This is a genomic window from Lysinibacillus sp. RC46 (assembly GCF_041262385.1).
Lineage (GTDB): Bacteria > Bacillota > Bacilli > Bacillales_A > Planococcaceae > Lysinibacillus.
The window spans coordinates 1-23,048 of record NZ_JBGCCF010000006.1 but is presented as its reverse complement, the minus strand read 5'-3'; the positions used below and the strand labels follow the sequence as shown (position 1 = coordinate 23,048).

The 23,048-nt window shown below is 37.2% G+C and carries 22 protein-coding genes, 1 pseudogene and 1 riboswitch; of the genes and pseudogenes, 22 read left to right on the top strand and 1 reads right to left on the bottom strand.

Features of this window, described 5'->3' with window-relative positions:
• Positions 1–53: 53 nt before the first annotated feature.
• Positions 54–887, bottom strand: a complete 834-nt coding sequence (locus ABH966_RS07065; RefSeq protein ID WP_370077080.1) for a MetQ/NlpA family ABC transporter substrate-binding protein — start codon at positions 885–887, stop codon at positions 54–56.
• Between the two features lie 550 nt (positions 888–1,437).
• Between ABH966_RS07065 and ABH966_RS07060 the strand changes: the two genes are divergently transcribed.
• From ABH966_RS07060 to ABH966_RS06955, 22 genes and pseudogenes are all read left to right on the top strand, one after another.
• Positions 1,438–2,907, top strand: coding sequence for a 4-hydroxyphenylacetate 3-hydroxylase family protein (locus ABH966_RS07060; RefSeq protein ID WP_370077078.1), 1,470 nt, complete (start codon positions 1,438–1,440; stop codon positions 2,905–2,907).
• Positions 2,870–4,285 (top strand): 4-hydroxyphenylacetate 3-hydroxylase N-terminal domain-containing protein, encoded by a 1,416-nt coding sequence (locus tag ABH966_RS07055; RefSeq protein ID WP_370077076.1) that lies wholly within the window; start codon positions 2,870–2,872, stop codon positions 4,283–4,285. Before ABH966_RS07060 ends, ABH966_RS07055 begins: the two co-directional genes overlap by 38 nt.
• 16 nt (positions 4,286–4,301) lie before the next feature.
• Positions 4,302–5,345, top strand: a complete 1,044-nt coding sequence (locus ABH966_RS07050; RefSeq protein ID WP_370077074.1) for an LLM class flavin-dependent oxidoreductase — start codon at positions 4,302–4,304, stop codon at positions 5,343–5,345.
• Between the two features lie 16 nt (positions 5,346–5,361).
• Positions 5,362–6,414, top strand: a complete 1,053-nt coding sequence (locus tag ABH966_RS07045) for an LLM class flavin-dependent oxidoreductase (protein ID WP_249074810.1) — start codon at positions 5,362–5,364, stop codon at positions 6,412–6,414.
• A 396-nt stretch (positions 6,415–6,810) separates the two neighbouring features.
• A complete protein-coding gene (locus ABH966_RS07040; RefSeq protein ID WP_370077072.1) occupies positions 6,811–7,872 on the top strand; it encodes a YeeE/YedE thiosulfate transporter family protein in 1,062 nt (353 codons plus the stop codon).
• A 17-nt stretch (positions 7,873–7,889) separates the two neighbouring features.
• The gene (locus tag ABH966_RS07035) at positions 7,890–8,114 is read left to right on the top strand and encodes a sulfurtransferase TusA family protein (protein ID WP_132361421.1); all 225 of its coding nucleotides are present in this window, start codon (positions 7,890–7,892) and stop codon (positions 8,112–8,114) included.
• Between the two features lie 280 nt (positions 8,115–8,394).
• The gene (locus ABH966_RS07030) at positions 8,395–8,655 is read left to right on the top strand and encodes a metal-sensitive transcriptional regulator (protein ID WP_249074807.1); all 261 of its coding nucleotides are present in this window, start codon (positions 8,395–8,397) and stop codon (positions 8,653–8,655) included.
• A 42-nt stretch (positions 8,656–8,697) separates the two neighbouring features.
• Positions 8,698–9,039, top strand: coding sequence for a rhodanese-like domain-containing protein (locus ABH966_RS07025; protein ID WP_370077069.1), 342 nt, complete (start codon positions 8,698–8,700; stop codon positions 9,037–9,039).
• Positions 9,040–9,051: 12 nt separating this feature from the next.
• Positions 9,052–9,348, top strand: a complete 297-nt coding sequence (locus ABH966_RS07020) for a rhodanese-like domain-containing protein (RefSeq protein ID WP_370077067.1) — start codon at positions 9,052–9,054, stop codon at positions 9,346–9,348.
• Between the two features lie 66 nt (positions 9,349–9,414).
• Complete coding sequence (locus ABH966_RS07015; protein WP_370077065.1) at positions 9,415–9,969, top strand: sulfurtransferase TusA family protein; 555 nt, start codon at positions 9,415–9,417, stop codon at positions 9,967–9,969.
• A 12-nt stretch (positions 9,970–9,981) separates the two neighbouring features.
• Positions 9,982–10,377 (top strand): DsrE/DsrF/DrsH-like family protein, encoded by a 396-nt coding sequence (locus tag ABH966_RS07010; RefSeq protein WP_370077063.1) that lies wholly within the window; start codon positions 9,982–9,984, stop codon positions 10,375–10,377.
• An 82-nt stretch (positions 10,378–10,459) separates the two neighbouring features.
• Complete coding sequence (locus ABH966_RS07005; RefSeq protein WP_370077061.1) at positions 10,460–11,587, top strand: MBL fold metallo-hydrolase; 1,128 nt, start codon at positions 10,460–10,462, stop codon at positions 11,585–11,587.
• Positions 11,588–11,736: 149 nt separating this feature from the next.
• Positions 11,737–11,964 carry a sulfurtransferase TusA family protein gene (locus ABH966_RS07000; RefSeq protein WP_370077352.1) on the top strand — a complete coding sequence of 76 codons (228 nt, stop codon included), beginning with the start codon at positions 11,737–11,739 and terminating at the stop codon, positions 11,962–11,964.
• Between the two features lie 86 nt (positions 11,965–12,050).
• Positions 12,051–12,827: pseudogene (locus ABH966_RS06995) on the top strand (sulfite exporter TauE/SafE family protein).
• A 13-nt stretch (positions 12,828–12,840) separates the two neighbouring features.
• On the top strand, positions 12,841–13,545 hold the full coding sequence (locus tag ABH966_RS06990) for a DsbA family oxidoreductase (RefSeq protein WP_370077059.1): 705 nt from the start codon (positions 12,841–12,843) through the stop codon (positions 13,543–13,545).
• A gap of 225 nt (positions 13,546–13,770) precedes the next feature.
• Positions 13,771–14,721 (top strand): c-type cytochrome, encoded by a 951-nt coding sequence (locus ABH966_RS06985; RefSeq protein ID WP_370077057.1) that lies wholly within the window; start codon positions 13,771–13,773, stop codon positions 14,719–14,721.
• A 256-nt stretch (positions 14,722–14,977) separates the two neighbouring features.
• A complete protein-coding gene (locus tag ABH966_RS06980) occupies positions 14,978–15,811 on the top strand; it encodes a M23 family metallopeptidase (protein ID WP_370077055.1) in 834 nt (277 codons plus the stop codon).
• 85 nt (positions 15,812–15,896) lie between these two features.
• Complete coding sequence (locus tag ABH966_RS06975) at positions 15,897–17,885, top strand: ABC1 kinase family protein (RefSeq protein WP_370077053.1); 1,989 nt, start codon at positions 15,897–15,899, stop codon at positions 17,883–17,885.
• Positions 17,886–18,342: 457 nt separating this feature from the next.
• Positions 18,343–19,551 (top strand): C40 family peptidase, encoded by a 1,209-nt coding sequence (locus ABH966_RS06970; protein ID WP_370077051.1) that lies wholly within the window; start codon positions 18,343–18,345, stop codon positions 19,549–19,551.
• A gap of 572 nt (positions 19,552–20,123) precedes the next feature.
• Positions 20,124–20,672: a hypothetical protein gene (locus ABH966_RS06965; RefSeq protein ID WP_370077049.1), complete on the top strand. Its 549-nt coding sequence runs from the start codon at positions 20,124–20,126 to the stop codon at positions 20,670–20,672.
• A gap of 234 nt (positions 20,673–20,906) precedes the next feature.
• Positions 20,907–21,112, top strand: a riboswitch (cobalamin riboswitch).
• 199 nt (positions 21,113–21,311) lie between these two features.
• On the top strand, positions 21,312–21,854 hold the full coding sequence (locus ABH966_RS06960; RefSeq protein WP_370077047.1) for a hypothetical protein: 543 nt from the start codon (positions 21,312–21,314) through the stop codon (positions 21,852–21,854).
• Position 21,855: 1 nt separating this feature from the next.
• Positions 21,856–22,818 (top strand): ABC transporter substrate-binding protein, encoded by a 963-nt coding sequence (locus ABH966_RS06955; RefSeq protein WP_370077045.1) that lies wholly within the window; start codon positions 21,856–21,858, stop codon positions 22,816–22,818.
• The last annotated feature ends 230 nt before the right edge of the window (positions 22,819–23,048 follow it).

Genomic DNA, 23,048 nt, shown 5'->3' with positions numbered 1-23,048 from the left:
TAGGTGACGTGCTTTTATTTAAAAGCACGTCATCTTTTTAATTTCATAAAGAATTAGTTTTTAAAATAATCTGGTCGATGAAATCCTTCGTAGTCTTTATTGGATTCAATAAATTTCTGAAAATCTGCAGAATGATATGCTTCAATTAAATCCTTTACAAATTTTTTATCTTTATCCTCAGTGCGAACTGCTAATAGGTTTTGGTATTCGAAAGTTGGGTTCTCTAATGCTAAGTTCGATGATAGTTTTCTTCCAGATGACAAAATAAAGTTACCATTTACAAGTGCAAAATCTACGTCAGACAGTGAACGTGGCAATTGTGCTTGCTCCATTTCGACGAAATCAATAGTGTATACATATTTAGTGATATCTTGTTTACTCACTGTAGTGGGTGAATAACCTTCTTTTAGTTCAATCCATCCAAGATCGTCTAAGATTCGTAGAGCACGTGCAATATTAGCTGGATCATTAGGAATTGCTACTGTATATTCTTTATTTTTTTCTAAACTGTCGATAGAATCAAAACGATCTGAATAGACCCCCATTGGTGCAGTAGGAACTTTAAGTATTTCTGTCAAATCTAAATGCTTCTCTTTTTTAAAGTTTTCCAAATAGGCTGTGTGTTGAAAAATATTAGCATCAATTGAGCCATCACCTAAAGCGATATTAGGCTGGATAATATTACTGAATTCAATTGTTTCAATTGTGTATCCTTTTTCTTTTAGTATCGGTGCAATGCCAAGTTGAAATTGGTCGCTGTATGGACCGGGTGTAAAACCTATTTTAATTGTTTTATTTGATGTATCTTGTGCAGTCCCGTTTGAATTACAAGCTGCTAACACTGATATCAATAGCATAGTACTTAAAAGGAAAAGAAATTGTTTCATTTTTTTTATCCTCCATTATCTAAAAAAGTAATATTGACACTGACTACTAGATATAAGCAATAAAAAAACGCGTAAACGACAATTGTTTACACGCCTCCGGTGATTCCGGTCAGTAATTATTTTAATACCAATTGGATTAGTAGGATTATAGCAAACGCTTTTTTATAAATCAATAAGTTTTTAACTTCTTTCAGTAAGTGTTTTGGTAGCGAAAGCGAAGAGACAGGTAACAGAAGTCTCCCACTTCTATAGGTGGTGAGATGAATGCGGCGGACGCAATTTAGCCGTGGTAAATTGATCAATTAATTTTAAAAGTATACTTGACTTATTGGTTTTGTTTGGTTTAATATGTAAATTAATTTATATAATGTGGCGACTGAAAAAATCGGAGCTTTAGTTTTAGAACTAAAAGCTCCGATTTTGTTTTTTGCCTAAAAAAATATTCATAGTGACCATAAAAATGGAGCTCTCATTGATGTCTTAAGCGAAGATTTGCGAAGGAGATTTGGTGGGAGTTTTTTGTGTTCATGAAAAGGAGTTGGAGAAATAAATGTCTTTTAGTGGAAGTTTGAAAGATGGAAGAAGTGTGTGGCTGGACGGAGTAAAAGTGGACGTAACAACTCATCCTGCCTTTACGGGAACATTAGAAACTATCACAAATTTAATAGCACTTCTAGATGATGAGAAGAATCAAAGCATTGCAGGCTTTAAAAGTCCGAAAAGTAATCGATTTGTTCATAGTGCATTTTATATTCCACGTAGCTATGAGGATTTAATAAAGCGTAAAAAAGCATTTGCTCTATGGTCGAATAAAACCTATGGAGTGATGAGTCGTTTATCAGATTATGCTAATTCTCTAATTACCGGATACTATTTGGATCGTCATCAGTTTGCGCAATATGATGTTGAATTTGTTGAAAAAATAACGAAATATTATGAGTTAGCTAGAGATGAACGGCGAATTGTGACTACTGCAATTTTGGATCCTCAAATTGATCGTTCGAAACTAGCAGAAGAGCAAGGTGAAGATGCATTATTACGTATTATACGGGAGACCGAGGAGGGGGTAGTTGTACGAGGGGCTAAAATGATTGCAACTGGTGCTCCGTATGCACATGATGTCATTGTTACCTCTCCGCAAAAATTATCATCAAATCAAATAGCACAAGCAAATATGTTTATTGTGCCATTAAACTTACCTGGACTACAAATTGTTTGTCGAGAATCATTTGCTTCAAATAAAGAACATCATAAATTAAGTTCAAGATTCGATGAAATGGACGCTGTTTTATTATTTGACGATGTTTTAATTCCGTGGGATAGGGTGCTTATTAAAGGTTCACCTGAGGGCGTGTTGAAAGCTCATCAGCATCAGCAAATCGATGCGCTAGCACAGCATCAAACGGTGGTTCGTTTACTATCAAAATTAGAATTTATTGCTGGAGTTACAACAGCAATAGCTCAATCAATTGGTGCAGATTACTTTCTACATGTTCAAGAAAAAATAGGGGAGCTTTATACACAAATTGATAGTATTGAAGCTTTATTAATTTCATCTGAAAAAGAAGGGCATCTAAATGAGCAGAAAGTTTATTTACCTAATATTACGCCACTCCAAACAGCAAGAAATTTAGGTACCCATTTCTATGGCCGTGCTCTAGATATTTTAAAGCAGATTGGAGCAGGAGGCTTTATTCAATTATCGTCATCTCCGATCCCAGAAAATCATGAGCTATACCCGTTATTTTCTAAATACTATAAAGGGGCAAAGGTGGATGCACAAACAAAAGAAAAGTTATTTAGAATTGGGTGGGAGCTTATTGGTAGTCAACTCGGCTCACGTCATGATTTATACGAACGGTTTTATACAGGGGATCCAATTCGCGTTTATGCATTGCAGTATGAAACTTATGATAAGTCCTATTTGAAAAATAAGCTAAATCATTTTTTGAGTAATTTGATTGAAGGGGAGGTAAACGAAGATGAATACGCCGATTCCGTATTTGCAGAGGTTGAATAATGGGCGAACAGTTTGGTTAGATGGGGAGATTGTTAATAATTTAGAAAACCATAACGCCTTTAAAGGGACTGTTCAAACAATACAGCATTTATTAAATTTACAAACAGTGGAGCCGACAAAATCGATTTTAACGTATGAAACGGAAAAAGGTACAAATGCCCATTTATCTTTTTTAGTTCCAACATCAATCAATGATTTGAAAAGGAAAAGTTTAGCTTATAAATGCTGGGTAGATGAAACATTTGGCGTAATGAGCCGTTTATCCGAATATTCTCGTTCGCAGTTAGTAGGTTGGTATGCAAGTAGACAACAATTAGATGTTTTGACACCGGGCATTGCAACAAAGCTTGAAAAACTATACGAAGAGTCGCGTGATTTAGATTTATTATCAACGGTAGCTGCACATGACCCGCAAAAAAACCGTTCAAAATCTGCTGAAGAGATAGAGCACGGGAAATTACGTGTAGTTACTAAAAATGAAGAAGGCATTTTTGTGAGTGGTGCCAAAACAATTGCTACAGCAGCACCATATGTAGATGAACTGCTCATAACCTCTTATCATAAGCGAGGGTTAGAGGAAGCACTAATGGCAAATGTATTTTATGTTCCAACCTCAGCTCAAGGGCTACATATGGTATGTCGAGAATCGTTTGCTTCAACTGATACAAACAACCATCCTTTAAGCTCTCGTTTTGATGAAATGGATGCTGTCTTAATTTTTGATAATGTTCTAATCCCTTGGGAAAGGGTGTTGGTAGCAGAAGATCCTGAATTAGCTTGGAAGTTACGAATAGAAACGGCATCATCCTTGTTAAGTCAGCATCAAACGGTTGTACGCCTGATTAGTAAATTAGAATCGGTCGTCTCAATTGGCAACGAACTAGCGGAAACAGCTGGAGCGACGGAGTTTTTACATGTAAAAGAGAAGTTGAGTGAGTTAATCATACAGTTAGAAACTATAAAGGGCTTATTAAATGCGGCTGAATATGAAGCTATCGAACACAATGGAATTTATCTACCTAAACAACGATTTTTAACGACTGCCCGAAATTTAGGTACACGTTATTATCCACGTGCTTTGGAAATATTACAGCAAATTGGAGCAAGCGGATTACTGCAAGTGCCGTCTACTATTGAAGAAATCAATGGGCCAATAGGCGACAAGATACAGTCGTATTATGGAGGTACACATACAAGTGCATTTGCAAGAACCAAATTTATTAAACTAGCTTGGGATTTAATAGGTAGTCAACTTGGAGCGCGTCACGAATTATATGAACGTTTTTATTCAGGTGATCCTGTTCGTACCTTTGCAGCGCAATATCAAAATTACAGTGAAAAGGATCGATTGTTAAAGCTAGTGGAAGAATTTAATTAGGTAAGGAGAGAGAACTATGAAACCACATTTTTATTGGTTTGCTCCTACAAATGGAGACGGAAGGTATTTAGGGTTAAAGCAACCTGAAAGAGAGCCGACCTTTGAGTATTTAGTAGATGTAGCTCAAACGGCAGAAAAAGCAGGATTTGAAGGGATTTTGATTCCAACAGGTATTCCTTATTTAGATTCTTGGCTTGTAGGGTCTGCGATCATTCATCAGACAAAGCATATAAAACCGTTAATTGCATTTAGACCCGGCTTTGTTTCACCGACAGTTGCATCTAAAATGGCAGCAACTTTAGATCAATTTTCGAAGGGGAGAGTGTTGGTCAATGTTGTAACGGGCGGTTCAGAAAAAGAGCTAGCACAAGACGGTGACTATTTATCACACCAACAACGCTATGAACGTACAGATGAATTTTTAACTGTAGTGAAAGAAACATGGCGAGGAGAATCGTTTCATCATGATGGCGAGTTTTTTAATGTAACTGAAGGAAAGTTGATTCCTACTCTCTATCAAGAAAAAGGTATTCCTATTTATTTTGGAGGTTCTTCCAATGTGGCTAAGGAAATAGCTGCTAAAGCTGCAGATGTTTATTTGCAATGGGGGGAGCCAATTGCGAGCATTCAGGAACAAATTCAAGATGTTGAAAGACGAGCTAAAAAGTATAATCGTCAATTAGAGTACGGTATTCGAATTCATATAGTTGTACGGGATACAGAACAAGAGGCTTGGGATGCTGCTTATAACATTATTAGTAAAATTGAAAACCCTGTACAATCGAATCTTAATCGATATTATGAAACGGTAGATTCAGTGGCTCAAAAAAGAATGAATGTCCTTACTGCTGAAAACGAGCGATTTGATCAATACAGTTGGGCAGGTATCGGGAAAATTCGAAAAGGTGCAGGAACCGCCATTGTTGGTACACCGGAGCAAGTAAAAGCAGGGTTGCAAGCGTATATTGATATCGGCGTAAGGCACTTTATTTTATCAGGCTTCCCTCATAAAGAGGAAGCGGAAATTTTCGGAGAAAAGGTATTGCCATTATTTGAGTAAATGGAGTGATCATTGAATGGAATTTGTTATTTGGGGCTCAAATTTAGCAGGTGGATTTTTACGTTCTAGGATAGAGCAAAATACAGAAGGAAGCTTTGAGTACAATAAAACATTGATAAAATTGGCTGAAAAGTTAGATATAAATGCTGTTTTATTTCCAATTCGATATATGGGTAATATTGGTGGTAATGATAGTGCTGAAGAAGGGCAGCTGGATGCCCTAACGATTGCGGCAGCGTTATTTGCTGAAACGAAAAATATTCACTTTATAGCAGCTGTTTTGCCTGGGTTCATCCATCCAGCAACTTTAGCTAAAATAGGTTCAACAATAGACGTCATTTCAAATGGGAGATTTCATATTAATTTAGTGAGTGGTTGGTTTAAAAAAGAGCAAGAAACCTTTGGTATTGAGTGGATCAACCATGAAGATCGGTATCGACGTTCAACAGAGTATTTAGAGGTATTGAAAGGTCTTTGGTCACAAGACAACTTTAGCTATGAGGGCGATTTCTATACAATAAAAAATGCTACGCTTACACCAAAACCAATTCAAAAGCCATATCCTTCAATTTATCAAGGTGGTAATTCAGAAGACGCTCAAGTTATGGCAGGCGTGCACAGTGATGTTTATTTTATGAACGGAGCTCCGATTGTAGAGTTGCAAAAACAGATTGAAAATGTAACTGAGATTGCGAAAAGAAAGGGGCGGACGATAAAATTTGCTGTTAATGCATTTGTGATTGCCCGTAAAACTTCTGAAGAAGCGTTCCGAGAATTTCAATCTATTATTGACCATGCAGATGAAGAAGCAATCCTGCAGTTCCAGAATCGCAAAGAAACGTTAGGGATGTGGAAAAATGCCACTCAGTTAAGTGATTTTGTAGCTAATAATGAAGGTTTTCGTACAGGGTTAATCGGTAGTTATGATGAAGTAATTGCTAAATTACAAGAATTAAGTAGCATCGGTATTGAAAAGGTACTAATTACATTTAAAGAACCGTTAAAGGAATTACCGGAATTTCATAAACATGTTAGCACAAAACTAAATCACAGTATTTTTAACCATTAAAACATTGTAATTCTATAGGTTAAATAAAAAATAGGGGGTGTTATAAAGTATGTTTTTATTTGTGCAGAGCGTACAATTCCTTTGAAATCATACTGCGAAAAAAACGAAAACAATCTATAAGAAACCTTTACAAAGAAATCAAAAATTCACATGAGATTGGCATGAAAGACGAAAAAATTCATTATGAATTCTTTGGTCCAGCCATGCAATTAACAAAATAAATGAACCCTTGTTATAAGAAGCAGTTATTTGCACTTGTAGCAAGGGTTTTTGAGTGCGTAGGTTTGAAAGAGTTATTAGATTTTTCATTTTTTTTAAAAAAGTGATTGAATTCGTAGTAAAACAGGTGGTAATATACCTTATAAGAATACTTGGATATCGAAAGGGGAATTATGGATGGTCCAAATGGTTATTACAGGACTTATTTGTGGAGCTTTACTAGGATTTGTAATGCAGCGTGGTCGTTTTTGCTTGACTGGCGGCTTCCGCGATATGTATTTGACAAAAGATAATCGTATGTTTTACGCATTACTGATTGCGATAGCAATTCAAAGTGTTGGTGTATATACCTTAATTAGTTTAAAGGTATTTGAATTCAGTGCTGGTTCTTTACCAATAGTAGCTGTTATTGTTGGTTCATTTATTTTTGGGATTGGCATTATTTTCGCTGGTGGTTGTGCAACAGGGACTTGGTATCGTGCTGGAGAAGGTTTAATTGGCAGTTGGATTGCATTAGCTGGGTATATGCTTGTAGCAGCAATGATGAAATCAGGTGTATTGCTGCCATTAGATAAGGCTATTAAAGAAACGAGCATTGAAAGTAATTCTATTGCCGAGACAATTGGCGTAAACAACTGGTTGATTATTACGATTTTTGTAGTAGTTGTTGCATTGATCATTTACCGTGAGCTCAAGAAGCCACGATTGAAAATCCCAGGGTTAAAGCCGAAAAAAACGGGATTAGCACATATTTTATTTGAAAAACGTTGGCATCCATTTATAACTGCAACAATTATTGGCGTAATTGCAACTTTAGCGTGGCCATTAAGTGTTGCTACTGGTCGCATAGGTGGGTTAGGTGTTACAACACCTTCTGCTAATATTTTGCAATTTTTAGTGACAGGACAAATTAGCTTCATCAACTGGGGTGTTTTCCTTGTACTAGGAATTTTCTTAGGATCATTATTCGCAGCAAAAATGAGTGGCGAATTTAGATTCCGTATTCCAGATACAAAAACAGCGATAAACAGCTTATGTGGTGGACTTATGATGGGGTTCGGCGCAGGTTTAGCAGGAGGTTGCTCAATTGGTAATGGATTGGTGATGACAGCGATGATGACTTGGCAAGGTTGGATTTCATTAGGGTTTATGATTTTAGGTACATGGACAGCATCTTACTTTGTATTCGTTCGACCAAGTAAAAAGGCTAAGCAAGCTGCGCGAGTAATAACAGCATAAAAAAGGAGTGTATTCATTTGAAAAAAACATTAGAAGTAATGGGGATGGTTTGTCCATTTCCTTTAGTAGAAGCAAAAGAAGCTATAAAAGATTTACATTCAGGCGATGAATTAGAAGTGCAATTTGATTGTACACAAGGTACAGAATCTATTCCTCGTTGGGCTGCTGAAGAAGGGCACGAGGTAACGGAGTATGAACAAGTTGGCGAAGCTGCTTGGACAATTACTATTAAAAAGAAATAAGCCTTCATAGCAATGTGCTATAAATTCTATTTAAGCGAGAAATTCGATGATGCATCGTCGGATTTCTCGCTTTTTTTAACTTATTTCAGCGGTGTTTACACCCGCTGAAATAGAGGAACTCAGTCTATTGACGAGATAAAACGTTGCTACAAGAGGGAAATGACATTGTAACGATGATTAAGAAAAATTCGAGCTTTCATGTTGACATTATACCTAATGGGGTATATTATGAATCACGTAAGCAAGTTCAATCGATCGTTTTGAAGGGAGGCGTGATAGTATGGCTTACGGTACAAAAACAGCTAATCGAGTGAAGCGAATAGAAGGTCAATTGCGTGGTGTTTTACGCATGATGGAGGAAGAAAAAAACTGTAAAGATGTGATTACACAGCTATCTGCCGTGCGTTCTGCGGTTGATCGGACTATTGGAGTAATTGTTAGTGAAAATTTATTGGAATGTGTTACGACTGCTGAAGGGGATGCGGAAAAAGTGAATACAGCCATCCAAGAAGCGATGGATTTAGTTGTGAAAAGCAGATAAATTTATATACCCTGAATAGTATGCAGGAGGAGGTGGTGTTACTTGGGAACATGGATTTTACTTGCTGTTGTTATTGCATTTTTCGTTTGGCGAATGAAGCCAACGAAAGGGGTGCAGTCAATTTCGGCGGCGCAATTGAAAAATATTTTGAATGATAAGGATAAAGTTTTTATCGATGTGCGTACACCGGCTGAATATAAGGGGCGAAATATCCCGCAATTTAAAAATATTCCACTTGGTTCGAGTTTTGATAAATTACCGAAAGATAAAGAGGTAGTGGTCATTTGTCAAAGTGGGATGCGTAGTAGTCAGGCGTGTAAGCAATTAAAAAAACAAGGATTTGAGCGTGTCACAAATGTCCGTGGTGGCATGAGTGCGTATTAGGAGGAAAATAGCATGAAGGAAGTTTCAACAAAAGAAGTACAACAAGCTTTAGAGCAAGGTCAGGCAATAAATTTAATCGACGTACGTGAAGTAGATGAAGTTGAGGCAGGTCACATACCGGGCATTATTCATATCCCACTTGGCTTACTTGAATTTCGTCTGCATGAGCTAAATAAAAATGAACCATATGTTATGGTCTGTCGATCAGGTGGTCGTAGTGGAAGTGCTACTCAGTTTTTAGAAAGCCAAGGTTTCAACGTATCCAATATGGTTGGTGGTATGCTCGCTTGGAATGGTGAAGTAAAGTAAAACCTGTAACGCTTGCTATATTTTTTTAGTAAAAATAATACCCTTGTAGGTATATAGGAGGAAGTTATGAGTATTAAGGCAGATTTTCAGCTGGATGCCAAGGGGCTTTCTTGTCCTATGCCAATTGTTAAAACGAAAAAGGCAATGGCTGATTTAGTAGATGGTCAAATTTTAGAAGTCTCAGCGACAGACAAGGGTTCGAAGGCGGATATTGCTGCATGGGCTGAATCTGTAGGTCATCAATATATTGGGACAGTGGAAGAAGAGAGTGTGCTTAAACATTACATTCGTAAATGTTCAGATGACACAATGGATGAGAGAACATTTGAACAGACAATTGAGTTAGAAGAGGTTATGGAAAGAGAAGGTCTTATTCTCGATGTTCGAGAGAAGGCGGAGTTTGCTTTTGGGCATATTGAGGGAGCAAAGTCTATTCCGATGGGGGAACTAGAAGCTCGTCTTTCTGAGCTTGATAAAGAACAAGAGATTTATGTCGTATGTCGAACAGGGAAGCGTAGTGATTTAGCTGCTCAAAAGCTTACAGCACATGGCTTTACAAAGGTATTTAACGTTCTACCAGGGATGACTTCCTGGACGGGAAATTTAACAAAAAATATTTAGGAGGAATTTATTATGTCAAATAAAGTAGCGATAATTGCAAGTAACGGTGGTCTTTTCGATGCGTATAAGGTGTTCAATATTGCGACGGCAGCGGCTGCTACAGAGAAAGAAGTAGCCATCTTCTTTACATTCGAAGGTTTAAATTTAATTCATAAACAAGGAATGCACGCATTACCTATGCCTGCGGGAGCGGAGCATTTTGCAGAAGGGTTTGCTAAAGCTAATGTACCAGCAATTCCGCAATTGGTGGAAATGGCACAAGAATTAGGTGTGAAGATGATCGCGTGTCAAATGACTATGGATGTAATGGGTTTAACGACAGCAGATTTTATTGAAGGTATCGAGGTTGGGGGAGCTGTGACATTCTTAGAGTTTGCAAAAGATGCAGCACCGTCATTAACATTCTAATTAATTTGTAACTATACAGGCGGAGAGGACAGTCCTTTCCGCTAAAAAAATCAATAAAACAATACCTGAGGGGGTAACTGAAGTGTCAGTTCTAAAATGGAGCGCAGCACAAGTAGCGAAAAAAGTAATTAATAATGAAGAATTATTTATTTTAGATGTTCGAAATGCGGATGCATTCGAAGATTGGAAAATTGATGGACATAAATTTGAATACCTTAATATTCCGTATTTTGAGCTATTAGACGGCGTCGAGGATATTTTACCGAAGATTCCAGCTGATAAGAATGTGTTAGTCGTTTGTGCGAAAGAAGGGTCATCTCTGATGGTAGCCGAGATGTTATCAGAAGCGGGACGCACGGTGGCTTATTTAGAAGGTGGAATGAAAACGTGGAGTGAATATTTAGAACCGATTAAAGTTGGAGATTTAACAGATGGTGGTGAGCTTTATCAATTTGTACGTTTAGGGAAGGGTTGCCTTTCTTATATGGTCATCTCTGAGGGAGAAGCTGCGATTATCGATGCTGTGCGTTTTACTGACACATTCACAAGCTTTGCGGAAGAGAAAAACGTAAAAATTAAATATGTGTTCGATACACATTTGCATGCTGATCATATTTCTGGTGGACGACATATAGCAGCTACTACTGGTGCGGCGTATTATTTACCACCAAAAGATGCAGAAGAGGTTGTGTTTGACTATACACCTTTACTGGATGGAACAACTGTACAAGTTGGCGCCTCTAAAATTGATGTAGGAGCGATTTATTCTCCTGGTCATACAATTGGTTCAACGTCATTTGTTGTGGACAACAAGTATTTATTAACTGGAGATATTTTATTTATTGATTCAATTGGACGCCCTGATTTAGCGGGTCTTGCAGAAGATTGGGTTGGTGATTTACGCGAAACACTTTACAAACGATACAGAGAATTATCGGATGATTTAATTGTTTTACCGGCTCATTTTATGATTATTGATGAACTAAATGAAGATGGAACTGTAGCAAAACATCTTGGGCAATTATTTGCCGAAAATCACGGCTTAAATATTACAGATGAAGCAGAATTCCGAAGCGTGGTAACAAAGCATTTGCCTCCACAGCCAAATGCATATCAAGAAATTCGTCAAGTAAATATGGGTAAGATTACCCCGACGCAGGATGAGCAAACAGAGATGGAAATTGGTCCGAATCGCTGCGCAGTTCGATAGTCCGTTAAGTGAAATGCAATGAGTACGCATGCATGGTTATAGCATGTAAATACCGCGAAGCGAAGGCGCTCATCCTTCGTAAAGTCGTGAAAAAACAAACAGAACCGGCAAAATCGCTTACAACCTTTGCCGTTCCAAAGGAGAAAAATATGAAATCAAACTTACAACTAGATGCAAAGGGTTTATCTTGTCCGATGCCTATAGTGAAAACAAAAAAAGCGATAGATACATTAGCTTCGGGGGAAGTTTTAGAGGTTCAAGTAACAGATAAAGGAGCTCTAGCGGACATCCCTGCTTGGGTAAAAGCCGGTGGTCATACAATTTTAGATAAATCTGAAGACGCTGGTGTCATTACATTCTTTATTCAGAAAGCTTAAGACTGGAGGGGGTTGTCTATTGGAAAGTAGAACACCCCTCCTTTTGTTATTGGTTCTTAGTGAAGTAACCAGAAAGAAGGAAGAGTATGGATTTAGCATGGATTATTACAATATTTTTGATTGGCTTTGTCGGTTCGTTTGTATCAGGAATGCTAGGGATTGGCGGAGCAATTATTAAATATCCAATGTTATTATATATCCCACCTTTACTTGGCTTTGCAGCATTTTCAGCACACGAGGTGTCAGGGATTAGTGCAGTAGAAGTGTTGTTTGCTTCTATGGCAGGAGTATGGGCATATCGAAAAGGTGGTTATTTAAATAAATCACTGATTATATATATGGGTGGTGCCGTATTAGTAGGGGGTTTCGTTGGTAGTTAAGGTTCTAAATTTTTATCTGAAGTGGGAGTTAACATCGTTTATGGTGTATTGGCGTTGATTGCCGCGGTGATGATGTTTATTCCTAAGAAGCAAATTGACGACAAGCCTTTAGATGAGGTAACGTTCAATAAACCGATAGCAGCCGTTTTAGCGTTTATTGTTGGTATCGGATCGGGGATTGTCGGGGCAGCTGGTGGTTTCTTGTTAGTACCGATAATGCTAGTAGTATTAGGTATACCCACACGTATGACAATCGCTACAAGCCTTGCGATTACCTTGATATCCTCAATAGGTGGAACGATTGGAAAATTGATGACGGGACAAGTTAATTACTATCCTGCAGTCATTATGATTATAGCTAGCCTAGTAGCTGCTCCATTAGGTGCAAGGGCAGGGAAAAATTTAAATACGAAAATTTTGCAGGCTATTTTAGCAGTACTTATATTGGCAACTGCTATCAAAATTTGGATGAATATATTATAGGAGGCAGTTGTAAATGAAAATTGAGGTTTTTTCCGATTTTACATGTCCGTTCTGCTATATTGGCAAACGAGAATTGGAGCGTGCTATTGACTTAGCAGGTTATTCAGGGCAGGTAGAAATTGAATACAAAGCATATCAAATTGGACCAGATACGCCTAAGAAAGATGCACCAACTTTATATGAGGGTATGACTGCGAAATTTGACTCCACGATAGAAGAAGTAAAGGAAATAACTAAGGGTATAGCAATACGGGCCGAAGAGGTTGGCTTGCATTACAATTTTGAGGATATGAAAACAGCTCATACTGAAAAAGCCCATCGATTGGCAAAATGGACAAGAGATTTTGGTAAAGAGTCGGTTTATACGGAAGAACTTATGAGTGGTTATTTTTCGGAAGGAAAAGACCTAAACGATGATAGGTTCTTGTTAAAAGTCATTGGGAATTTAGACTTAGATGTTGAAATGGCAAAGGGCGTACTAGCATCAAAAGACTTCAGTGAAGTTTTAGATAGAGATCGATATGATGCCCAACAGCTAGGTATACAAAGTGTTCCGTTCTTTGTTTTTGAAAATCGTTACGGTATTAAAGGTGCAGAGCCAACTGAGGTTTTCGTACGTACTTTACATCAAGCGGCGGAGATAGCGGGTATTCAGCCGGTTTTAAAGATGGTAGGTGATGGTGAAGCTATTTGTGCTGATGGTGAATGTAAATTATAAGAATACGCTAAAATGCTGGGTGCAATGCTGTGCTCGGCATTTTTGTATTAGGAAATAATTCATACTGTATGAGGTATTAAGTCTTGTTTAATGTGTTATAGAACAAAAGAATTTGTAATTATATCCTCTAAATGGTTCTATTTACGTGAAATGTGAGAAAAATCACATCGAAAAACATATCGTTTTGCTAAAATATAGGTGATTATACAAATGGGGGTATTGTAGATGAAACCTATAGTAGCAGGGGTTGCGGGGACAGTGCTGTTAGTAGGTACACTTTTTGTGGGGGCGGTCATTAGCGACAAAATTTTAGGGGATGCTAAAGGAGAAAGTAAAGAAGTTGCTGTACAAACAAAAATACCAACGACAGCAGCTGCTCAGTCAGTTGTCTATGCGCCGCCAAGTATTGAAGAAGTACCAGATGGACCTATGAAGGAAGCGATATTATACGGCTATGAGCTTGTAAATAATACACATGTTGCTGCAGAAGAATATGTTGGGAATCAGTTGTCTTGCACAAGCTGTCATGCAGGAGCGGGTTATGATGAACAAGTTTCGTCATTGGTAGGTGTTATGGCGAATTATCCTCAATATATTGCACGCTCAGGTGATATTGTAACGATTGAGGAGCGTATTAACGGTTGTATGGTTCGCAGTATGAACGGTAAGAAATTTGACATGAATAGTAAAGAGTTAGAAGCAATGGTCTCATACTTCGCCTATATTTCAGAAGGTGTACCGATCGGGGCAGAGCGTGAATGGGTAGGTACAAGTACTATGAAGAACATTCCTATACCAGATGTTAAGAACGGTGAGGAAGTATATGCCCAGTCTTGTATTGCTTGTCACGCAGCTGATGGCTCAGGTACAGGTGCTAATACAGGCCCAGCATTATGGGGTAAAAACTCATTCAATGATGGAGCGGGTATGGCGAGAATGTCAAAAATGGCTGGCTACATCAAACATAATATGCCAGTTGGTGCAGAGGGTACTTTGACAGATCAAAATGCCGCTGATTTAGCAGCCTTTATTTTATCGCAGGATCGACCTGAATGGGCAAATCATGATAAAGATTGGCCAGAAGGCGGACGTCCTAATGATATTATGAATAAAGAAAAACGGGAACAAGTTAAAAATGGCACAATAAATTGGGAGCAAGTACTTTCTACTAATTAAGATGAGGGACCATCTCTTGCGAGTAGAAATAATATACGTTTCGATTTACCTTTAGATAATTTTTTGTCTAAAGGTATTTTTTTATCTAAAGATGGAAATCTACATCTGAGGCCGTATAGGCGCGTTATCCTTCGATTGCTATATTTAGTAATGGTGATTATTATTACGGATTTTAGACATAAGGAGGAAGTTTATTATTAAAAAAGTGTTGCGAAAGTATGGTTACACAAATGGTGCTTTAATAGGATTTATTTTATTGTTATGGATCAGTGTCTTTTTTATTGGTGGCATATATGGAGCGTATTCATGGGCAATACTTAAATTAGTTTTACCAATCGTAGGGGCGCTAGGATTGATGATTAATTTGATTATGGTGATTATATTTATTATTAAAAAGCAGAAAGGTGTAAAGCTGTTTATTAATATAGTCGTAAACATAATGTTAATCTTTCCAATACTAATGACCATGAATATTATTTCTTATGCTTACCCGAACACTATTGAACGTGCTCAACCATCTATAACTGTAAGCTGGCCTTTAACTGCAGAAACTGTAGTTGGGTGGGGCGGTAATGATGTTAAAGATAATTTGCCTCATGCAGTATGGGCATCAGAGAGATGGGCCTACGATTTAGTAATGGAACCATATAATATTAATAGTGAAAGCAATGAGGATTACAGAATATGGAATAAAGAAATTTACTCACCTGTTTCTGGAGTTGTTATTGCTGTTTCAAATAATGAAGCTGACATTACACCAGGGACAGAAGATTTTAAGTCGATTGAAGGAAATTACGTGTACATAAAAATAAACGAAACATGTACGTATCTTTTACTTAATCATTTTAAAAAAGGTAGCGTATCTGTTGAAGTTGGAGATACTGTAGAACCTGGAGATTTCATAGGGCGTGTTGGAAATAGCGGTTCATCCTCGGAGCCTCATTTGCATATTCACCATCAAAGACAAGATCCAACGAAAGTTATACATCCTGTCTTAGCGGAAGGACTGCCTCTATTTTTTCAAGATATAGATGGTGACCTCATGCCGAAAAAAGATACTATTATAGAACCACACCCTTTATTAAAGTAACTATTTCTCTGGCTTTATACAAAGATGTACAGGTCGTATTTTGTTATACTAGCAGTATTAGGAAGTAGCATCGGAGGTGACGCTGTTGATTTTTTTGAAATTTTTAATCGAACTCATTGTTGTATCAGTGCTTATTTATTTTGTAAGTGGTCGATTAATTGGTTCAAATATTAATTTTATACGTAGGGTTCTTTCTGTAGTTATTAGTGTGACGCTAACGTCCTTTGTTTATTGGTATACCTATTTACGCCATACAGATTTTTTATACGAACCAATGATGCAAACAGTGACAGAGGTTAGTACACTTGTTTGGATTGGTTGCATGCTACTAATTTCGATGTTACTCTACCTCGTTTTTGAGCTTTTTGATCCAAGTGGTATTACAGCTAGAGATCGTCGGAATGGCAAAAAAAATTTATTATTGCGCCTTCGTAGTTACTGGCGACAGCAAAAGCGTTTGCGTCAGGTGTTAAAAATAGCAGTGACAAATGGTGTTGTTCAAACGATTAAATACGCAAGACAACGAGAAAATGAAAAGGAGCTTGCCGTTGCTTTAAGGATAACTTTGGAGCAATGTGGTGGGATATTTATTAAATTTGGTCAGGTACTTTCTACTCGTAAGGAACTGTTTTCGCCTATTTTTATTGACGAGTTAGAGAAGCTACAACATAATGTGAAGCCTTTATCGTCAGAGCAGGTATCACAAATTTTAGAAGATTCACTTCCGAAGCCTATGAATGAAATATTTGTAAGCTTTCAAATGGAGCCTATTGCGGCAGCATCTATTGGACAAGTACATAAGGCACGATTGAAAAATTTTGATGAAGTCGTGGTGAAGCTACTACGTCCAGACGTGAAGGAAATCATGCGAGACGATCTCGATATTTTAGAGGAATTTGCCAATTGGCTTTCAAACAAATCTACATGGGCTGAGTCACTTGGTTTTCGAGAGCTTGCTAAAGGATTTGGCGATGGGTTACGCGAGGAAGTTCATTTAGATATTGAGGCTCGTAATACATTGCAGGTGACGAATGCTCTTACTAAAAGCGATTATAAGGTGAAGATTCCTAAAATCTATACAAAATACTGTAATGAAAATATTATTGTCATGGAATATGTACGGGGGAAAAGCGTTGCAAATGCTGCGGCTGAATTTAATCGATTAGGAAATAATCGTAGGCAGTTTGCACGGACTGTTTTATACTCCTTCATTGAACAGATGCTTGTTTCGGGTATATTTCATGCAGATCCACATCCAGGAAATATTCAGATTGATGAGACGGATGGCACACCGATCCTCCTTGATTTTGGGGCTGTTGGCCGTTTGGGAGCTACACAACAAGAGGGCTTAAAGCTAATTTTAATGGGGATTCATCTAAATGATTCAAATACTTTATTTGACGGTGTAACATTATTGGTTGAAAACGCTGATCATGCAGATCGTGCAAAGATAGAACAAGCAATTGATCAAATTCTCTTGAAAATTTCTTACGTGGATCGAATTCCGACAGAAGAATTAATACATGCGTTATTTACGGTTGTTCGGGATTTTGGTCTTGCTTTCTATCCAGCAGTAGGTTTAGCGCTGCGTTCATTAGTAACATTAGAGGGGACTTTACGGGTAATTGACCCGAATTTTGATATTTTTACGGAAGCAAAAGATTTTTCATCTGCATATATGCGAGCATCCTTCCTGAAGCCATTTAAAGAACCGATGGCAACGAAGGAACGTTTACAAGAAGAATTAGCAATGCTTATTCCGGCATTGCGCAAAATGCCAAGACGAGTTAACCAGCTCATTCAACGGGTAGAGAGTGGAAAAATTATCTTACATCACGATGTTTTTTCGGATGAGGATAATGCTCGTTTTATTACAAATTTGTTTTCCCGTTTCGTCTTACTTCTCGTAGGTATTACCTTTGGCATTGTTTCTGTAGCACTTTTAGCAATCTCGCAATTTATTCGTGATGCATACGCTGTTTATTTAAATACAGCTGCATACTTGGGATTGTTTTTATGTGCCATTCTTTTGGTACGCCTTTCTATCCAAGCGTTACGTTCTATGAGGCAATAGGAAGCGCCAACTTGGAGTGGAAATTAATATCTTTGTTCATTGAAATACATTTGCGACAAGATGAGGTAGGGGAAATGCTCCCTTACCTTTTTTTTATTTTAACTTCTTTTAGCCGATTCTGGACGCAATTATGCAGAGGCATAATGGGTAAATGTTCTCGAGAAATATTACAAAAACATTACAAAACAGAAATTGGGTCTAATGGTAAAGCAGTTAAAAACGTTGTTATGTAGAATAAAATGTAGTTTTGTAGAGTTTAATAGAATTTACGTGAATATTACAAGAATGTTGCGAGTTTTACTAAACGATTAAAAAGCCGTGAAATAGTATAAAAGTTATGCTAATAATGCTAAACTTTAAAAGGCTAATAAATATATAAGAGAAAATAAAAGAAATCGTTCCAGTGATTACATTAAAATACGAAGAGCGAAATTGACTAGTGAAGGGGAAGAATAACGTGGGTAAGCGCAATAAATGGCGTAAGTCGATGGTGCTAGCATTAGCACTAGCTGGCGGCTTATTATTTAATACAGTTCAACCAACCGTAGTGCACGCAGAAGAAACATCTCAACAAATGATTGATAAGAAAGCTAAAATAGATACAGAGGTTAAAAAGCTACAAGAAGAATTAACTAATTTACAAAAAGAGATCGATGAAAAAGTAAAAGTATTTAACAAAGTACAAGCAGATATTAAAGAAGTTGATGCAAATATTGTAGATACTAAAAAACGTATTGAGCAACGTTCAACAATTTTAAGTGAACGTATGGCTGCATACCAAGCTCAAGATAACACTGTAGGTATATATTTAAGTGCTGTTCTTGAATCGAAAAGCTTTGCAGATTTAATGGACCGTGTCGTAGCGGTAAAAACATTAATGGATGCTGACCAAGAATTAGTAGATCAACAAGAAGCGGATAAGGCTAATTTAGAGAAACAAAAAACAACATTAGATGAAAAACAAAAAGAGCTTCAAAAACAATTCCAAGAGCTTCAACAAAAGGAAAGCGAAATGGAAGTAAAAAAAGCTGAGAATGAAGCGAAATCTCTAGCTTTAAAGGCACAAATTGCAACGAAACAAGAAGAAGAACGTTTAGAAGCAGAACGTAAAGCAGCAGAGGAAGAAGCAGCTCGTTTACGTGCACTTCAAGCAGCTACTCCAGTAGTACAAGCAACAAATAACGACGTTAACAATAATACTAGTAACAATAATAATAGTAACAGTAATACTAGCAACACTAACAATAGTGGCAAAGCGAACAATGAAAAATCACTACAAAAAGTCGTTGTTGGTTCTGGTTCAGGTACTGCATCTTCAGGTGATGCAATTTCAACTGCAAAGCAATTCTTAGGCCGTAGCTATGTTTGGGGCGGCAGTAACCCATCAACAGGATTTGACTGTTCAGGTCTTGTGCAATGGTCTTACAAACAAGCAGGCGTATCTTTACCACGTACAGCATCACAACAATATTTAGCAACACAACGTATTTCAGCAAGTGAAGCACGTGTAGGTGACCTAGTATTCTTCAGCTATGGTTCAGGCATAGCGCATGTAGGTATTTACTTAGGAAATAACACGATGATCGATGCTCAAAATAAAGGTGTTGTCATTGAATCACTTGATTGGTGGAATCAATATTTAGTAGGCTTCGGTCGTATTCAATAAGCCCTACTATTATATAGACGATTTAAATAGCGAAAAGGTCATCTTTGTAAAAAAAATTACAAAGATGACCTTTTTTAATATTTGACGGTATTCAAGATTTTGCGAGTAAACCTATCATCCCTGATATAGTGATCCATTAATTTAGGCTCGACTAGTCGATGAATAATGAGTAAAATAACATCTAGGATGAATTTATTTACATAAGTAGATATATTTACTACCATATTACCAGTTACTAAAATGAAAATAGAGCCGATGTAAGGTATAGCATCAATTATCCATATAATGATTGCCATCGTTATAGCGTATTTCGCTTGGATTCATAGAAGGCTAATTCCGATTATAAAGCTAACATGTAAAATGTGTCTTTTATAGCCGAAAGAAATGTTTCCTTGCATATTGATACTCATTTCTGATAATTTTGAAATATAATAATTAGGTACCTTACTTTGAAATTAAAAGTGTTTGTGACTTTAGTTTCGTAGTAGTAAAGTAACGAATGATAGAAATTAATACAATACTTACAAGTTTACCATTTTTACGTTCTGAAACAATAAAGGTAGGGATGAATCATGGAAAAAGAGATTTTGCAACTTTTTAGTAATTTAACAGAGCGTGACCTTGATATTCAATACAAATCATACGAAGAATTAATGAAAATTATGCAAGAACCAGTTGATTGGACATATTCAGTTTGGGAACAACTTGTTCAAGCTCTTACATACAAAAATGGACATGTACGTGCAAGTGCTGCACAATTTTTATGCGCATTGGCAGCAAAAAGTGATCCCGAAGAAAGAGTATTAGAGGACTTCTTAAAGATTTGGGCAGTAACGTATGATGAAAAAACAGAAACTTCGAGGCATACTTTGCAGGCGATTTGGAGAATAGGTTTAGCAGGGCAGGTACAAAGAGATTTAGTCGTGTCATATTTGGCGAAAAGATTTCAAATATGCTTAGACGAAAAGCACCCGACATTGATACGCTATGATATTATTGTATCTTTTAAAAAGCTATTCGATGCAACGAATGACCCAAAACTACTAGAGATTGCTCGACGTTTAATTGAAGAAGAAGAAGATGTTAAATGCAAAAAGAAATATAAGAATGCCATCCGTTAAAAGATGTAAAATAGCTGTTTTTTTTGCGCATGCTTTCGTTGAGAGATAGCTTTTATAACATCAATCTATGAAATATAACAAATACCTGCACGAGCATGTGAAATGCCCGTGGGGTAACGAATACACCCGCGTGCATAAGGTGATACCTGCATGATCTTTATCCATCGTATTTGTTTATTCTAATTCCACAGCTATTTTTTCCTATTAATCTATGTTAAACTGCTAAACAAGTGAATAATTCTTGCAGAATAAGGGTGCTAAACTATAGCATAATCGGGAATTCGGTGAAAAACCGAAGCTGTTTCCGCAACTGTAAGTACAGGAATCATAAAGATATACCACTGTCGAATTATCTGATGGGAAGGTTTTTATGACTAACAACATGATTGAATGTAGTGAACTGTACAAGCCAGGAGACCGACCTTTGTTTGAACGTATGATAACTCTTCGGAAGCTAGGAGAATATGCGGCAATTACATAGGCTATGTTGTGTCTATACGACATTATTATGTTATTTTCGTTGTTTCCTTAGGAGTGGGAACAACGTTTTTTTATGTACACTTATCTTTCACCTGCTGGAATCCTAAGAAGGTGTGAATAAAGTAAGAATTTTTCACGAAGGAAAGCGGGGACTTAGATTTGAAAAAAGATGCACGTTATTCTTGTTATCCATTTATGCGTGAAAAGGCATCAACGGTAGATTTTGAAATTCGAACAGATAGCCTTACAACACATATTGGCGTCGCTTTGGTGGCGGTAAAAAAGGAAACGGTAGAGGTAGTAGTAGATGATTTACTAGCCATTTTACCAATGGCTTACCATGTAAATGGCTCAGTACGAGGTAAATTGGCGGTAACTGAAGATAATTTGACTTGGCTAAGTAATCGCTATGATTTCTATGTTAGTCATGTTAAGGATGAAATACAAAACTTTGTATTACCTCAAGGGACAGAGGCTGCTACTGCATTACATTTATGCCGTAGTGAGGCGAAAAAATCATATCGCGTTTTGCACAAAGTATCTGAAGAACGGGAAGTACCTGCTATTCTCTTTGATTATTTAGGATTACTAGCCAATGTCTTTTTTGTAATGGCTGTCTTTATGAATCAGCAGGCTGGTATTGCTGAAATACCGTTTATTAGTAAGTCATACCCGATGAAAAAGAAAAAGGAGAATCAATGAAATGAAGAAAATGTTTAAGCTACAATGGCTTTCTGTGTTAATGTTAGCACTCGTTTTAGTTGGCTGTGGCGCGAAAGAGGATATTAATAAAGAGACTATTTCTAAGGAAGATCAACAAGTTGAGAAAACTAGATATAAAGTTAAGGATGACCGTGGCGTAGAAGTAGAGTTTGCTGCCGCACCTAAAACTATTGTTTCATTGCAACCAAGTAATACAGAAATTTTATTTGCTCTAGGTGTGGGGGATAAAATCGTTGGTGCAACTGAATATGATACGTATCCGGAAGAAGCGCAAAAAATTGAACGTGTTTCTGATTCTGTAAAATTCAATAGTGAGCGTATTTTAGCGTTAAAGCCAGATGTCGTTATTGCCTATACAACTGGAGGCGATGAAGAAAATTTAAATGCCTTAAAAGGTCTCGAAGATGCAGGTATTAAAGTGTTTGCCATTCAATCGGCTAAAACATTTGATGATGTGTACGGGGATATCCAACAAATCGCAACAGTTATGGGAATCAAAGATAAAGGCGACAAGTTAAATGATGATATTAAAGGTAAAATTGCAGAAGTCCAAGCAAAAGTTAAAGATGTGAAAGAACCAAAAAATATCTATTTAGAAATTAGTCCGAAGCCAGACATATATACACCTGGTTCTGGTACATTCCAACAAGAGATTTTAGATGCTGCAAATGTTAAGAACGTTTTTGCTGACCTCAAAAGTTGGGCAAAGGTATCTGAGGAAGATATTATTGCAAAAAATCCAGATGTCATTTTAACAACCGTAAACTATGGGGAAAACCCAACGGCAGAAATCCTCTCTCGTGATGGATGGAATTCAATCACTGCCATTCAAAATAAAGCGGTGTATTCTATAGACACTGATATTTCAAACCGTCCGGGTCCGCGTATTGGCGAAGCTGTTGAGTTAATAGCAAAAGCAGTTTACCCTGAGTTATTTAAATAGTATTTTGGAGCTGTCCTTTATCAAGGGCAGCTTTTTTGATGGATAATAGTGAAATGTCAGGGTAAAAACCCGTTTCTCTTCGGTGAAGAAGTGTCGGTTGGAGTGGATAACTGATCCGCTTTGAAGAGAAAGTGATCGGTTGGAGTGGATAACTGATCCGCTTTGAAGAGAAAGTGATCGGTTGGAGTGGATAACTGATCCGCTTTGAAGAGAAAGTGATCGGTTGGAGT

Bases quoted from the DNA above. Each gene is read 5' to 3' on its own strand.
- ABH966_RS06985 (WP_370077057.1), top strand. From the start codon at position 13,771: ATGAAACCTATAGTAGCAGGGGTTGCGGGGACAGTGCTGTTAGTAGGT.
- ABH966_RS07010 (WP_370077063.1), top strand. From the start codon at position 9,982: ATGTCAAATAAAGTAGCGATAATTGCAAGTAACGGTGGTCTTTTCGAT.
- ABH966_RS07000 (WP_370077352.1), top strand. From the start codon at position 11,737: ATGAAATCAAACTTACAACTAGATGCAAAGGGTTTATCTTGTCCGATG.
- ABH966_RS07015 (WP_370077065.1), top strand. From the start codon at position 9,415: ATGAGTATTAAGGCAGATTTTCAGCTGGATGCCAAGGGGCTTTCTTGT.
- ABH966_RS06965 (WP_370077049.1), top strand. From the start codon at position 20,124: ATGGAAAAAGAGATTTTGCAACTTTTTAGTAATTTAACAGAGCGTGAC.
- ABH966_RS06955 (WP_370077045.1), top strand. From the start codon at position 21,856: ATGAAGAAAATGTTTAAGCTACAATGGCTTTCTGTGTTAATGTTAGCA.
- ABH966_RS07040 (WP_370077072.1), top strand. From the start codon at position 6,811: ATGGTCCAAATGGTTATTACAGGACTTATTTGTGGAGCTTTACTAGGA.
- ABH966_RS07020 (WP_370077067.1), top strand. From the start codon at position 9,052: ATGAAGGAAGTTTCAACAAAAGAAGTACAACAAGCTTTAGAGCAAGGT.
- ABH966_RS07045 (WP_249074810.1), top strand. From the start codon at position 5,362: ATGGAATTTGTTATTTGGGGCTCAAATTTAGCAGGTGGATTTTTACGT.
- ABH966_RS07030 (WP_249074807.1), top strand. From the start codon at position 8,395: ATGGCTTACGGTACAAAAACAGCTAATCGAGTGAAGCGAATAGAAGGT.
- ABH966_RS06990 (WP_370077059.1), top strand. From the start codon at position 12,841: ATGAAAATTGAGGTTTTTTCCGATTTTACATGTCCGTTCTGCTATATT.
- ABH966_RS07050 (WP_370077074.1), top strand. From the start codon at position 4,302: ATGAAACCACATTTTTATTGGTTTGCTCCTACAAATGGAGACGGAAGG.
- ABH966_RS07060 (WP_370077078.1), top strand. From the start codon at position 1,438: ATGTCTTTTAGTGGAAGTTTGAAAGATGGAAGAAGTGTGTGGCTGGAC.
- ABH966_RS07065 (WP_370077080.1), bottom strand. From the start codon at position 887: ATGAAACAATTTCTTTTCCTTTTAAGTACTATGCTATTGATATCAGTG.
- ABH966_RS07055 (WP_370077076.1), top strand. From the start codon at position 2,870: ATGAATACGCCGATTCCGTATTTGCAGAGGTTGAATAATGGGCGAACA.